This is a genomic window from Paenibacillus sp. PL2-23, from assembly GCF_040834005.1.
Taxonomy (GTDB): Bacteria; Bacillota; Bacilli; order Paenibacillales; family Paenibacillaceae; genus Pristimantibacillus.
Genome location: NZ_CP162129.1, coordinates 3,880,949 through 3,894,858, shown reverse-complemented (window position 1 = coordinate 3,894,858; position 13,910 = coordinate 3,880,949). Strand labels below are relative to the sequence as shown.

The 13,910-nt window shown below is 53.8% G+C and carries 14 protein-coding genes; 5 read left to right on the top strand and 9 right to left on the bottom strand.

The window, feature by feature from the left end; genetic code table 11:
- Nucleotides 1-16 precede the first annotated feature (16 nt).
- Nucleotides 17-1,315, bottom strand: a complete 1,299-nt coding sequence (locus AB1S56_RS17075; protein ID WP_340868114.1) for an aminotransferase class I/II-fold pyridoxal phosphate-dependent enzyme — start codon at nucleotides 1,313-1,315, stop codon at nucleotides 17-19.
- A 234-nt stretch (nucleotides 1,316-1,549) separates the two neighbouring features.
- On the opposite strand from AB1S56_RS17075, the gene AB1S56_RS17070 reads away from it, so the two are divergent.
- Complete coding sequence (locus AB1S56_RS17070) at nucleotides 1,550-2,335, top strand: AraC family transcriptional regulator (RefSeq protein ID WP_340868113.1); 786 nt, start codon at nucleotides 1,550-1,552, stop codon at nucleotides 2,333-2,335.
- A 70-nt stretch (nucleotides 2,336-2,405) separates the two neighbouring features.
- Here AB1S56_RS17070 and asd read toward each other — a convergent pair whose 3' ends face one another.
- Together asd and AB1S56_RS17060 are read right to left on the bottom strand one after the other, a co-directional pair.
- Nucleotides 2,406-3,200 (bottom strand): archaetidylserine decarboxylase, encoded by a 795-nt coding sequence (gene asd, locus AB1S56_RS17065; protein ID WP_340868112.1) that lies wholly within the window; start codon nucleotides 3,198-3,200, stop codon nucleotides 2,406-2,408.
- A 129-nt stretch (nucleotides 3,201-3,329) separates the two neighbouring features.
- Nucleotides 3,330-3,989, bottom strand: a complete 660-nt coding sequence (locus tag AB1S56_RS17060; protein WP_340868110.1) for a tryptophan-rich sensory protein — start codon at nucleotides 3,987-3,989, stop codon at nucleotides 3,330-3,332.
- 154 nt (nucleotides 3,990-4,143) lie between these two features.
- Between AB1S56_RS17060 and AB1S56_RS17055 the strand changes: the two genes are divergently transcribed.
- Nucleotides 4,144-4,815, top strand: coding sequence for an HAD hydrolase-like protein (locus AB1S56_RS17055; protein ID WP_340868107.1), 672 nt, complete (start codon nucleotides 4,144-4,146; stop codon nucleotides 4,813-4,815).
- A 45-nt stretch (nucleotides 4,816-4,860) separates the two neighbouring features.
- Here the strand turns inward: AB1S56_RS17055 and AB1S56_RS17050 are convergent, their stop codons facing one another.
- Genes AB1S56_RS17050 through AB1S56_RS17025 form a run of 6 tightly spaced genes read right to left on the bottom strand, consistent with a single transcriptional unit; the run spans nucleotide 4,861 to nucleotide 11,605 of the window.
- On the bottom strand, nucleotides 4,861-6,003 hold the full coding sequence (locus tag AB1S56_RS17050) for a YheC/YheD family protein (RefSeq protein ID WP_340868106.1): 1,143 nt from the start codon (nucleotides 6,001-6,003) through the stop codon (nucleotides 4,861-4,863).
- Complete coding sequence (locus AB1S56_RS17045; RefSeq protein WP_340868104.1) at nucleotides 5,960-6,457, bottom strand: GNAT family N-acetyltransferase; 498 nt, start codon at nucleotides 6,455-6,457, stop codon at nucleotides 5,960-5,962. The genes AB1S56_RS17050 and AB1S56_RS17045 overlap by 44 nt, the downstream gene beginning before the upstream one ends.
- 1 nt (nucleotide 6,458) lies before the next feature.
- A complete protein-coding gene (locus AB1S56_RS17040; RefSeq protein ID WP_340868103.1) occupies nucleotides 6,459-7,613 on the bottom strand; it encodes a YheC/YheD family protein in 1,155 nt (384 codons plus the stop codon).
- On the bottom strand, nucleotides 7,610-8,986 hold the full coding sequence (locus AB1S56_RS17035; RefSeq protein WP_340868102.1) for a YheC/YheD family protein: 1,377 nt from the start codon (nucleotides 8,984-8,986) through the stop codon (nucleotides 7,610-7,612). Before AB1S56_RS17035 ends, AB1S56_RS17040 begins: the two co-directional genes overlap by 4 nt.
- Nucleotides 8,983-10,206: a YheC/YheD family protein gene (locus AB1S56_RS17030; RefSeq protein WP_340868101.1), complete on the bottom strand. Its 1,224-nt coding sequence runs from the start codon at nucleotides 10,204-10,206 to the stop codon at nucleotides 8,983-8,985. Before AB1S56_RS17030 ends, AB1S56_RS17035 begins: the two co-directional genes overlap by 4 nt.
- A gap of 16 nt (nucleotides 10,207-10,222) precedes the next feature.
- Complete coding sequence (locus AB1S56_RS17025) at nucleotides 10,223-11,605, bottom strand: YheC/YheD family protein (protein WP_340868100.1); 1,383 nt, start codon at nucleotides 11,603-11,605, stop codon at nucleotides 10,223-10,225.
- A 190-nt stretch (nucleotides 11,606-11,795) separates the two neighbouring features.
- Between AB1S56_RS17025 and AB1S56_RS17020 the strand changes: the two genes are divergently transcribed.
- From AB1S56_RS17020 to AB1S56_RS17010, 3 genes are all read left to right on the top strand, one after another.
- A complete protein-coding gene (locus tag AB1S56_RS17020; protein ID WP_340868098.1) occupies nucleotides 11,796-12,116 on the top strand; it encodes a hypothetical protein in 321 nt (106 codons plus the stop codon).
- A 755-nt stretch (nucleotides 12,117-12,871) separates the two neighbouring features.
- Nucleotides 12,872-13,240, top strand: a complete 369-nt coding sequence (locus tag AB1S56_RS17015) for a hypothetical protein (RefSeq protein WP_340868097.1) — start codon at nucleotides 12,872-12,874, stop codon at nucleotides 13,238-13,240.
- Between the two features lie 65 nt (nucleotides 13,241-13,305).
- Nucleotides 13,306-13,866: a DUF1629 domain-containing protein gene (locus AB1S56_RS17010; RefSeq protein ID WP_340868096.1), complete on the top strand. Its 561-nt coding sequence runs from the start codon at nucleotides 13,306-13,308 to the stop codon at nucleotides 13,864-13,866.
- Nucleotides 13,867-13,910: the final 44 nt, after the last annotated feature.

Below are 13,910 nucleotides of genomic sequence, written 5' to 3'. Positions count from 1 at the left end.
CGGGGCGGTTGCTGTATTATGGGGCCGCTACCTCTGTGACGGCTTTGTGGATAGTGTCGAACAGCTCTTCCAGGTTATCCTCTTCGATACAGGAGAAAGCGACACGAAGATCGGTTTCACCAAGGGCGATTGTGCCGATTCCGTATTGGTCCAGCAGATGCCGGCGAACGGACTCTGCGGACACCTTCGTCAGCTTCAGGCACATGAAGTACCCGGAGTTGAACGGGTAATAGGGAAGGTCATCTCCATAACGACCGCTGTCAAGAAGCTCCTTGACGCGGCTTGCGCGGCCCTTCATAATATCGAACTTCTCCGCCTTCTGAGCGTCGAACTGGGGCGATTGCAGCGCGTGCAGAACGAAGGTCTGCGACGGATGCGGACCGCTGGAAATCGTCGAGCGGATGATGCCAAGCGTCTTCTGCTCCAGCGCCGCCAGCGTTGCTTGTGATGGAGAAGCATAAGTGATAAAGCCTACGCGGAAGCCCCATACGTATTCCTCTTTGGTTGCGCCGTCCACCTTGACCGCGAGCACACGCGGATGCAGAGTCGCAAGCTTCGAGAATAAGGATTCCTGCAGCGAATCCTCGAAGAAGAGACCGAAGTAAGCATCGTCCGTCACCGCTACAATGTTCACGCCCGCTTCTGCCGCATCGCGGATCGCGGAGACAATCTCCTCGCCTTCATGCGCGTCAGGCGTATAGCCCGTCGGGTTATTCGGGAAGTTGAGCACCACGATCGCTTTGCCCTTGTCCTTCTGGGCGAGCAGCGCTTCCCGCAGTCCCGCGCTGTTGAAGCGGGTATGCTCATTGTACAGCGGGTATTCCACGATAACGGCTCCGCGGCGGATGCCGAAGGTCAGCTCGTAGTTCTCCCAGTTTTTGTCCGGAATGACGATGGCGTCCCCGACATCCGCGAACAGGTCGGCCACGATGCTGAGGCCGTGCGTGAGCGCGTTCGTCACGATGGGATTGCCGAATGGGAGGCCTTCCAGCGACGGATTGTCCTTCACCATCTTGGAGCGCCATGCGGTCCGAAGCTCCGGCTTGCCGCCGGGAGGCGCGTATTCGTACAGATCCTTGGGCTCATAGGCGCTCAGCGTATCTTGAATAAGCTTCAGATGCATCGGCCCTCCGCCTTCGGTAGCAATGCCGATAGTCGCGTTATATTTGTTCGCTTTGGTCTTCGCTTCAGCGGATTGACTTAGAATGCCTTCTTTGGGGAAATAAATCGCTTTGCCAAGGTTAGACAACATGGCGTAGACGTTAGGGCTCTCCTTCTGCAACGTCTCGTTTAACTGTTGTGCTAGTGGGTTCATGGACTTCATTCCATCCTTCCGAAAATCATTTCTTTAAAATACGGCATATGTTCGTGATATTATATCATTTCTAGCCCCTGCAAACCATTCTCGTATGAGAATTTTTTTTGGTCAATTGTTGCTGATATGCGGACAATCCCTGTTGCTTGCGGACTGGCGCTATTATAAGATGAGAACAGCGGCTTTGTCAGCATATGACGAACGCTGCCGCATGTTGCAAGGGGGGGCGTTAATATGCTTCATGTATCGCCGAATTCCTTCATTCTGCTGCCCGCTTTCGCCAAGATTGTATGCGAGCCGGGCTGGAGATGGGCCAGGCGGGAGAAGCCCATGGCCAACTTCGATCTGTTCTACGTATGGAGCGGCGAAGGAGAGGTTGAGGTGAACGGTGTTCATTATCAGGTAGGCAAGGGCAGCTGCTTTCTGTTCCGCCCCGGCGACTACACAAGCGCCACCCATAATCCGCAGAAGCCGCTTGTGCTGACGTATATTCATTTTGGCGTGGACGAAGCCGTTGAGCAGGTGCCGGATCGATACAGACAGCTGGACGATACCGTTGATTTCGAATATATGCTGTCCAGATACGTCCGTCTGTTCCTGGTGCAGACCTATGCGGCGGAGGAAGAGGCGCGGCTTGTGCTGAAGGCGCTGCTGATTCAGCTGCTGCGCGCGGATAATCAGACGCCGGTGGAGCGAAAGGGCAGCAATCAGCTGACGGAAGCGATCCATGAGATTGCCAACTTTATTCGGCAAAATCCAGGCATCGCCCATCGCGTTGAGGATCTGGCTACGCGAGCGCAGCTCTCGCCCCGTTATTTCTCCATGAAGTTCAAGGAGCTGATCGGGATGTCCGTTCAGACCTATATGATCCGAACCCGAATCGAGCGAGCGCAGCATCTGCTGATGCATGCGGGAATGAACGTAACGGAGGTGGCTGACGCGCTCGGCTACCGGGATATATTTTTTTTCAGCCGGCAGTTCAAGCAATATACGGGAAGAAGCCCGTCCGAAATACGTTAGCATACGCCAAAAAGACTGGCCGAAATGTCGTCCCGCGTCGGGGATGAGCTCGGACAGTCTTTTTTTTTCGCTAGTGCTGGGATTGCCCAATCAGCTCGCCAAGCGACTCGCCCATTCGTACTCTGGAGCCGAGGCGCAAGTCGGGTCTAGGCGCAAAGGTGCGGTTCTCCAGCAGCAGCACAACGGTGGAGCCGAACTCGAAATACGCAAGCTCGTCACCCTTATTCACATGCTCCCGCAGCGGAAGCACATATTGAATGCTGCTGACGTTCATGGCGCCAACCTTGACGACCGCCGCTTCGCCGCTTTTATGCCGGATGTATGTAATCAGGCGCTCATTCCGGCTAAGCACGCGCTTCATATGCCGAAGGCCGAACTCGTTGACAGGGTATACCTTGCCTGGCCAATGCTTGCGCTCTACGACATGTCCGGTGACAGGAGTGTGGATGCGATGATAATCCGTTGGACTTAAGTACAATACCATATAAAATCCGTGCTTGTAGACCTCACCCCTGGGCGAGCCCCCTAGCAGCTCTTCAAGCGTATAATCCTGGCCTTTGACATTCAGCAGCGTTCCTGAGCTGATCTCCCCAATTCCCGTAATAACAGCGTCCACGGGGCTGGCCACCGACGACGCTCCGGAGTCAATCGTGCGCATGCCTGGTTTTAATCTTCTGGTAAAAAATTCATTTAAGCTCCTGTACTCATGGGGGTGCTTCTCCGCTTCATCTATAGCGATACCGTACAGCTTGGCGAAGCGCGGGATCATGTGCCGGCTGGGGCCGGATTGTGCGAACCTGCCGGTCATGCGGGAAATCCATTTGCGGGAGCTGAGCTCCGTCATGGCACGTAGCAGCCATATCATTACCGAACCGTCACGTCCTTTCTCGACTTGAGACCAATGCATCAACGGCTGCGGTACCGATTCACTGAAGCGCGGCGCGGCAGCTGTTGAAGCTTGCAACCAACAGTTTGCCATAACCGCTTTATATAATCAATAGTTGGCAACGGCAATTGCGATCAAGGCCCACAGAATAGTGAGCACAAACGCGACGTCCCGGTACTTGATGGCCATATGCATGGCAAGAGCAATGGCGAAGCCGATCATGATTAGCGTCCATGTCGTCTCGGACAAGCCGAAGCCTTGCCATCCGGCATCATATAGGGCAACTGCGACGTTGACAATGGAGGCGACGCTGATCCAGCCTAGATAGATGGAGAAGGGCAGGCGCACCAGCAGCTTGTCGCGGGCGCTTGGCTGGAGCGAGGGATTTCTGACTCCCAGATAAATCGCAATAAGTGTGAGCAGCAGAGCGAACATGACGAACACGCTGGCGGCGATATATTCGTAATGCCAGAGCACGATCCAGGATGCGTTGAGCAGGCAGCTAATCACAAACCATGGATTAACAGCCCGAATGACGGGATTGTTCCACTGCGAGGGCAGCCATTGATAGATGACGAACAGCGTCAGCAGAGCATAGATCAAGAGCCAGATCGAGAAGGCGTATGGAGCGGGCGTTATCATTACGGGATATTTGGCCGACAGCTCGCCCGTCGTCTGGCCGTTCAGCGGAAGGGAGTTCGCCAGCCCGTTCATCACAAGCACAAGCGCGAGACCCAGCGTATTGAGGATACGATATACATGATTCATACAACCACCTGCTTTCTATTCTTTAGCTTTACCTATAAGTGTCTTATTACATGTATATACCTGTTGTCCGCATTTGAATCCTCCGATTCATAGTTGCGGGACGAGTGGGGCTTTCGTTATGATGGGAGCATATTCGGGAAGGGATGGCGTTATCATGACAACGGAACGGCGCCCAGATGCGCTAATATTCGATATGGACGGCACGCTGTTCGAGACGGATACGCTGCTTGTGTCCGTGCACCAGAGAGTGTTCCGGACGCTGAGGGAGGAAGGGCTGTACATGCAGGACACGCCTCCTGTTGAGCGTCTCCTTGGCTGTCTCGGGATGCTGCTGGATGATCTGTGGCGGAAGGTGATGCCGGATGCCAGCATGGAAGCCCGCAAGAGAGCCGACGAGCTTCTGCTCCAGTATGAGCTGGAGGGCCTCGCTGCGGGGGAAGGACGGCTGTATCCCCATGTGGCGGATACGCTGCGCAAGCTGAAGGAGGACGGGGCCAGGCTGTATGTGGCCAGCAATGGCCTTGAGGCATACGTCAAGGGTGTCGCGGAGCATCAGGGCATCGCAGACCTGTTCGACGGCATCTACAGCGCGGGACAATACCGCACCTCCAGCAAGGTGGAGCTGGTGGCCCGGCTGCTTGCCGATCATGAGCTGGCCGGTCACACCGTATGGATGGTGGGAGACCGCTCCTCCGATGTGGAGGCGGGGCGAGGCAATGGACTTCGGACAATCGGCTGCGCTTACGCCAAGTATGGCCGAGCCTCCGAGCTGGAGGATGCGGACGAGAGGATTGCCGACTTCCGCGAGCTGCTGCCTCGTGTTTAGGCGCTCAGAACGAAGACATATGTAGAACGAACAGACCGGGCGGTATTATCGCCCGGTCTGTTCTTCCTCTTCAGATCGTTTGTTTTTGGCCAGCTTGATCCGTTTGTACTTCCATAACGCGTATTCCAGCGGCTTCACGATCGCCTTGTGGTAGACGTCCTTCTCTCCCGCGCGAATGAACACTTCCCGGGCCGGCTTCGGATTCACCTCTATCATCCAGATTCGGCCGTTCCGGTCAATGGCGATGTCGATTGCGAGCTCGCACAAAGCGTCATAGCACAGCTCCAAATATTGGGCTACGCCGATGCCGAACCGCTCGACCTCCTCCTTGACGCGTGCGATACGCTCCTCATCCTTGATCCATACCCGCAGCAGCTGATCCATCTTGACCGCTTTGCCGCCGCCATGAAGATTGGCCGTAATGCTGCCGAATGCGCCGATACGGCCGGCGCAGCCGGTGACGGTCCACTCGCCCGTTCCGTCCTTCTGGACGAGCAGCCGATAATCGTGCACGCGCCCGCTTGCAAGCTTGAGCTGAATGCCCTGCTGCACGATGTATTGCGAATCCTTCAGGTTCCAGTCCGCCAGGTAGCCGTTCAGCCGCGACGCATTCATCCGGACGGGCTCTACGATTCGGCGATTGGGGTCCCTGCCCTGCACGAGCAGCATACCGCTTTTGGTTCGTTCGATGCGTAGAATACCGCGCCCGCCTGTGCCATTAATGGGCTTGAGGTAGAGCAGGGTGTGGGCCTTGAGCATATCATGCACGTCCTGAAGGCTGTCGAGATAGCGGGTTTTGGGCAAATACACTTTGAATCGGCTGTCCTTCGACAAGATGGAGTGGATCGCCCATTTGTTGCGAAGCGGACGGTTCAGGAATACGCGTCCCGCGTATTTGCTCCTGAATTTGAGCAGCTGATTGAATCTTGCAGAGCGCTGGATGCGGCAGCGGTCGAAGATCATATCGGGGAATTTGGTCCACTTGCGGCGCCAAAGCTTGGATTCGGGATCGTAATATTGGGCGCGGACGAGATTGGTTTTGTCATGCACATCCTGAGGCGTGAAGACGATGATGTGTAGGCCAAGCTTGCGGCCCTCGACCGTCATCTTGCGGTAGTAGTCTCTCTCCTCAAGAACACCGGCGTCATTGAGATATAGCGTCAATATGCCCAGGACGGGCTGTGTCATGCTGTAATCCTCCTTCGAACCGAAGCGTCGATTTGCCGGTGGGCCCCTTGTGAATCGACACGGCTTTCATACCCAAGGCGAAGCAAAGCGCCATGCTAGGAATATTATCGGCCGCAACATGGCAGGCCAGATGCCCCAGCGCGTGCATCATCGCCCTCATCAGCCGGCTCCCAGCGCCGCTCCTGCGCGCGGAGGGGTGGACGACGAGGAGGCAGCCCCCGTCCCCCCCGTCCGCGGCGAAGCCGATTCCCGCAACCCGACCGTGCTGCTTGGCGACGATGACAACCGCTTTGGAAAGTCCGTCCTCATCCGGCGTCAGCCAGGCGGGGTCCAGGCTGCGAAGCGCGTGGAGAGCGGCGATCGTAATGCGCTTCTCTCCGAACCGAATAATAAATCCGAGCAGTCTTCGCTTCTCTTTTATCCAACTATCAGGTGTCAGCCGCAGCAGCTCCATGTCAGACGCCTCCTGCTTTTTTCTTTTTTTTGCGGGCGAGATACGACCCATAATGGAATATTCGCTCCAGCGATTTCTGGCGGATATGCGGTTCATCGAATTTCATAGGCTTGGAGTTGGCTTCGAAGAACCATATATTCCCGTTATCGTCTACGCCAAGATCCATCGACATTTCACCTAGCCGCTGGCGCGAGGCTCGTTCAATCTGCTTGGCGATCAGCAGCACAGCCGACGAGGTTTTCTGCAGCAGCTTATGAGCCTGCTCGGCGCCGAAGGAATACGTAAGCAGCTTCTCGGGATCCTCGATCTTGCCTCCGCGAGGCACATGGGTCGTAATGCTGGACGCTCCGGCCATTCTGGCCCCCAGACCTGTCAGTTCCCAGAGCCCTCTCCGGTTCTTCTGCACAAGCGCGCGCAGATCGAACCGTCTCTCGTTATAGGAGGCCAGCGGAATGCCCTGCTGGGCAATATAGGCTTCGCCGCCGCTTTCCTTCTGAATGCGCGCCCACAGCTTCTCCAGCGTGGAGCAATTATAGGTGGAGCTGCTCCGGTTCTCTTGAATCTTCAAGCGATACGGCAAGCTTTTGCCGCCATGCAGCCGTACGGTCATGATGCCTTTGCCGGCCTTGCCGCTGACGGGCTTCAAGTAGAGGTACGGATGCTTGCGGATCAGCCTGCCCAGGCTGCTGACGCTCATCAGCCGTCTGGTTGTGGGGATATAAGGCTGAGTCGTTCTTGATCTGCGCAGCCATTCGAACAGGTCCCATTTATTGAAGAAGGACGGATTAAACAGCATGACGCGTGTATGCTTGCGACAGGCTTGAATCTTCTGCCTGACGAATGGCTGCATCTCGTCCTCGCGGTGCGGAATGCGGTTATAAATAATATCTGGAAATGGCATGAGCTGCTTCTGCCACTTTTTTGATTCTGTGTGGTACACGTACCCGCGCAGCATTTTGCGGCGGAACAGCAAGTTGCCTGCGGTTAGCACATACACTAGAAAGCCCATGGATTGACCGGTGCGAATCAGATCGGCAAAGTTATGGCGGTTGCCGCGAAAGTCGCCGTTCGGATCGTCGGTTGTGAGTATGGCGAGAATGGTTGGCTTCTTCGTCGGCTCCTTGAGCTGCTTAATTTCTTGAACAGGCTCATTCATTGAGCGTTTCCTCCCTGGAACCGGCTCAAATACAGACAATGATCGAATAGATAAGAGACGGAAGCCTTCCCTTCCGAACGCAGAGCGGGATGCTTGAAGATGGAGCGTCCGGGTTTGGCGTTCGCTTCGAACATCCATACGTCGCCGGATTTATCGATACCGATGTCAAGTCCAAGCTCGCCCAGCCGATGAGGGTAGTTGCGCTCGATCGCCTCGGACAGCTTCACGGCTACCCGCTTCGCTTTCTCCAGAATGGCGTGCGCGTCACTGCCGAACGTTCGGCCCAGCGCCTGGTCCGGCGTCATGAGCGAGCCGCCGTTCTTGACATGTGTCGTTACGCTGCCGCGTCCTGCCTTCTTGGCTCCGATCCCGGCAGGCACCCATTGGTTGTGGCCGTTCTTGTGCATGTGGAAGCGGAAGTCGAGCTGGCACTTGTCGATCTCGACCAAGCGGATACCCTGCTGGGCAACGTATTGGCTGATACGGCTGCCTAGCCTTGCCTGAAGCATTCTCATCATGGAGTTGAAGCTTGAATAACGAACCAGCACATTCTGGGAGCCTCTGCGGTACCTGACAAAATATCCCCGGACGGGATGATACGTCAGTCTATAGATGCCGACGCCCAGGCTGCCGCCCCCCGGCTTGAAGTAAACAAACTGATATTTCTCCAGCATCTCCTTGATCTTGGCTGCTGGCGGATTGGAGACGGATTCCGGGAGATGGGCAAGCGCCTCGGGGTCGTTGTCGAGCAGCTTGTAGACATCCGCCTTGTTCAGGAAGCTCCAGTTGAACAGCGGAATCTTGCGCTTGACGAACCGTTCCCTGACGGAGCTGATATAGGGCATCGTCTCCGCCTTCCGGTTGGGCAGGCGATTGTAGACAACGTCGGGAAGCGGCACGATCTTGCGGTACCATCCACCCTGGGGGTTGAGGAAATAGCCGTTGACCGTCTCTTGCTGCCAATTGATATCGCTTGGCGTAAATCCGAAAATATAGGCTTTGCGAGCCCCAGTACGAATGATTTCCTTGATGAAGCCTGAACGGGAGCCGAAGGGGTAGCTTTCTGTCGAATGGATGTTGTCGGTCAGAATGCCAACGAGTGGGCCCAGCTGGATCTCGTTCTCGCCAGTGCTCATCAGATGCACGAGGCCTGACTTTGGAACCTTGATGATATTGCGGACGCCAGCGGACAAATACAGATGATTGCCGGCTCGCCGCAGCAGCTTTACTGGAGCCGTAATGGCGACATTGCCCAGCTTGAGGCGAACCGATTTTTGGCCGGCCAGCTTGAATTGCTTGTATAACGAACGGGACAAATAAACCACTTTATCGGACTGCTGGGAGAAGTGGACGTTACAAGTTGTCAAACTCATCGATGAACCTCCTGAACGTTTGAGGACCTCTGCCCTGCGGTTATAGCAACCGGGCGCTCGGGCTGTACGAGGTCATATGCGAATTCAGCGGATACAAAGGTTGGCGCTGCACGGTGCATGATATAACGGGCGTAGCGAAGCGGACGTTGAATCGACAGTCTCTGAGCGGTCTCATCTCCGATCTGGCGGAACGCGTCCCGGCCAGGCTTGGAGTTGGCTTCCAGCAGCCATAGCTTGCCAGATGGCTCGATGCCGCAGTCAAAGGCAAGCTCGCCGAATCTGCCGAAGCTGGTCTCCAGTCGTTTCGCTGTATGCCCACTTATTGTATGGATTTCCTTCCTTAAACGTTCGGCTTCGAGCTTGCCAAAGTTCTCGGTCAGGAGGGTGTGGGCTGGAAGCGCTTCGCCGCCGCCATGCAAATTGGAGGTGAGGGATTCCTCGCCGCCTCTTCTGGCCGCCATGCCTGTCAGCTTCCATTCCCCGCTGCCATCCTTCTGCATCAGCACTCGAATGTCGAATGGACGATGGAAGCCGTCGCGAAGCCGGAGACAGGGCTGCACCAGGTATGCCGATCGTCCCATGAATCGCCGCAGCCAATGGGTCAGCTCCGCTGTTCCCGCAAAGGTCTGCTGGAATGGACGATTGCTCCTCGTCCGACCGTTCGCCACGGGCTTGTCATCGCAAGCTCCGAGCATTATCCGCACAATGCCGCGGCCTTGCATGCCGGCAGCGGGCTTGAGCACAAGCCCATCTCCACCGGCGGCATGGAGAAGCTCCCTCAGTCCGCGTTCCGAATAGAGGACTGTTCGCGGCAGATAGGGAGCCAGCGCCGCGTCCCCGGCGAGAGCATGATGGACGCTCAGCTTGCCGGGGAGCTTGCTGTTCAGCAGCTGGAAGCGGCGCTGCTCCTTCAGCTTCGCCAGCGCGTGAGCCGCGGCTCTGCGCGCTTCCGCGCTTCTGTAGAAGCTGCGGTCGTATACAATATCGGGCAGCGGGACGAGCCGGCGCACCCATTCACCGCCAACGTATTGCAAGCCAAGAATCGAGCTTGCCCCTGGCTTGTAATCAGCGGCGGAGAACACATACGTCTCTACGCCGGCTGCGACCGAGGCTAAGCTGAGCTCGCGGCAAAGCCGCGGCTCCGGAAGCCAAACGGCGTCACTTGGCTTCCCATGGCTTGAAGCGAGAATGCCGAAGACAAGCGGGGTGGACGGCTTCATCGGCGCGAGCCTCCTTTTAGAAGCCCGCCAGGAAGCGGGCGTATTGGATCATCATGCGGACAGACGGCCGTATCTTGCCTTCAGTCAGCGGTGTGTTGTCGTTTTTGGACGGCTTGGAGTTCACCTCAAGCAGCCACACCTTGCCGCTTGTATCCAGTGCGAGGTCGATGCCGAGCTCTCCGAAATGCGCCGGGATATGCTGATCGATGCCCTTCGCAATCTGCAGTGCCGCGTTGCGCAGCCGTCCAGGGGTATCGGCTCGGCTCACGCTGGAGCTGAGATTGCTTTTGGCGACGGCGGCGCTGACCGTGCTGAGCGTGCCGCCCTTGGCCAAGTTGGACACAAAGTGCTGGCTGCCCGCGGTACGTGCAACGATGGAGGTGATCACCCAATTACCGCTGGCGTTTTTCTGTACAAGGGCGCGAAAGTCTACGGGGCGCTTCTGAATTTCGATCAGATGCAAGCCCTGCTGAATTTGGTAGCGGACGGACTTCATCTTCACCGAGATCGACGCGTACAGCTTGGCAAGATTGGCATAGGTCGTCTTGCGTGTGCCGGCGGGCGTCGCGTGCAGCGCCTGGTAGCTTTCGCCCTCCAAGCGCGACACCCGTATAATACCTTTGCCAAGGCTGCCTCGCACGGGCTTGAGGAAGACGCTGGCATATCGCCCGCACATTGTGCGAAGGGTGGCGTAGCTGCGGAGCGAATGCGACTCCGGCAGGTACCGGGTCAGGCTGTCATCGGACTTCAGCGCGTCGAAAACCTCCGTCTTGTCCAGAAACTTTTCGTTGAAGACAATCGTGGAATAGGCTTGCTTGGTTTCCCTTATGAAGCGCTGAACCGGCTCGCTGTTCTCCAGCTTGCGGGTGGTTAGACGATTGTTGACGACATCGGGTGCCGGCAGCGTCGTCTGCTTCCAGCCTCCCGCGTGAATCCAGCCCTGCACGCAGCTGGTATCCGCGCTGATGTGATTCGGCGTGAAGAAGAAGACATGGGCTCCCTGCGCTTTGCAAGCCTCAGACAGCTCCTTGCAGAACATGGTAATGTTGCCAAAAGGCTTATCCGGCGTCATGGGGAAATCCCGGCTGACCAGCACGCCGATCAGAGGTCCGAACGCCAGCACGCCCGTTCCCGGCTTATAGTGAAGGCGCAGGTGAAGACGATCGGCTCCGCTATGCGGCAGACCCATCTTAGCCGCAAGCGACTGGCTGATTCGCATGCCCAACAATTTGGCGACGGGTATAATTTTGACAGACTGGCGGAATGCGCCGAATTTCAGCCGCACATGCTGGCCCCGGGGTATTTTCCAATATCGGATATAGCTCTCGCCTAACATGATCGTATCCTCCGGCAGCTTATCTGCGCTGATGACCTGTACGGCTACTTTCGTTTTGAGCATTTCTTTTAATTCTCCTTCCGAAACAAGAGGAGGTCCTGCGGTCGGGTGTATGCACGAAATAATGTATTATATGAATGCCTATAGGTGTTTGTGATTGTATTCGGCAAGCCCCCCGTTGGCATAGCGGACACTCGCCTTTCATAGATTGAATAGAGAGAAGGACAAGGCTTAGCGAGGAGGAGAAGGTTGGATGGCAAAAACAAGCTGGTGGACGGCAAGGGGGAAGCATTTGCTCTATTTGATGGCAGCTCTGGGCATGGTATTCTATGCGCTGATGCGGCTTGAGGAAGGCGGAGCCGGAGCCTATTTCCGCCTGTTCTGGTATTCCTGGCTGGGCTTCGCGGCGGTCATTGTTGCGGCTAACGTCAATATGCTGCTGTTCGTCAGCGAAGAGAAACGGCGGGAGCTTGCGCGCATCAAGCGCGCGAAGAGGCTGAACCTAGAGCGCAGTCTGGAGCGAAGACTGGCCGGAGGCGAGAAGGCGAAGCGGATCGTTCGCGGTCGGCAATAGGGCATGGCGCTCGCGCATAAGAGCAAGAACCTGCTTCCGCTCGCCGGAGGCAGGTTCTTCTGCTTGGGCTGCAGCAAAAAAATGAGGATAATTCCGTTTCCGGTTGCGCTTGCCCGCGTACCCATTAACTCCAGAATGAAATTGACGAGATGGCGAGCAGCTAGGACATTTTGCAAATAATTGAATCTAACTTATTAAATAAGGAGACATTGATAACGATAGTTGAAAGCAGTCCCTCACGCGCTGGGTTGAACAACAAAGTATTTGACTGGAGATGGGGAAGAGTCAACTGGAATTTTTTTTTGCCTAATTTGAACCTCTAGATGTCACAATGCTCATACAATTGACTTTCAAAGGGGTCCGACATGAATTGAATAAAATATCCAAAGACGAATTAATTGAGCGGTTAAAGCCAGTTCTTAAAGATCAACATTTCAAGAAAACGAAGACAACCGCTTGGTTGGTTTGAAATGCACGGCAGTCTTTCAAATCTGATGGAGCTGAAATCTAGAAACAGTTTACCTTTAATTACGATGGTTGTGGCACACGAGTTCTTGAAGGGACAGTAAAGCTATGGAGAGCTCTTTATCCGACTTCATCGATTCATATCCTTTATGCCAAAATGCAAAAATAAAACAAATTGCTTGAAGGAGAAGTTATGAGCAAATTACAAATAGGGCAAATATTCAGCATAGCAGTTAATGATGGTGTAGCTTTTTTTTCAGTACGTATACAAACATGAAATCATCGGCGAATTGATTCGAATCTTGCCTGGCGTATATCAAGAGGATTCATATCCTAATGAGGATGTAATAAACAATCAAAAGGAAGCTTTTTTCATTCACTTCCCACTAGCAGCTGCTAAAAGGCTTGGTATTGTAACACTTGTTTGGAATGCAGAATTACCCAGTCATTTCAAATTACCTACTAAATTCAGGGAGCCAATTACTGACGATGAAGGTAAAACTCTTTATTGGCACATTGTCGATTATAAAATTTGGATGCGGAAAACTGTGGAAGTTTTAGATGATGTGGAGGTACAGTACTCTCCATGGGGAACTTGGAATGATACGTTGCTAATTGAACAGATCAATGACAATTTTACACTTGGAAACTGGAAATAATCAACACTAAACGTATCCAAAGAAAATCTTGATATGTTGTCCAAAAAGCACTGGAGTTGATTTTCATGTACTATAAGTTGTTGACTGAATTCGAGCATTGTGAAAATCACGTGATGTGCTATTCAGATGAAAATTTTAATTTCGATGTTTATGATCCGATGTCAGGGGAATTAATTAGATCAGAACCTGAATTTTTATTTTATTTTGATGAGAATGAGGGGAATATACTCACAGACTTTATTGCAAATAATCTTGGATGGGTGTTAGTGTCAAAAAAAGTGAAAAAAATATTTGAGAGATCAGTTACTGACATTCAATTCTTATGCACAAGTATTATTGAAAAAAATTCAAATAAAATTATAGAGGACTACTTTGTTGCCAATATACTGACAGTAGTCGATGCTTTGAATATAAATCAATCCACGGTAAGTGAAATGAAAATAGATGGAGAAACAATACTTTCAGTAATAAAGTTTGCATTAAATGAGGAAAATATCGAAAGTTATGATGTTTTTAAAGTGAAAGATCATGAGCTATCAACCTTTATTTCTGAATCAATGAAAGATCTTTTTGGTAAGAATAATGTTTCTGGAGTGGATTTATTGAAAATAAAGACTGTAAAATAAGTGTATTCAATATTAATTTCGTAATCACACTACAATTTTAAAGC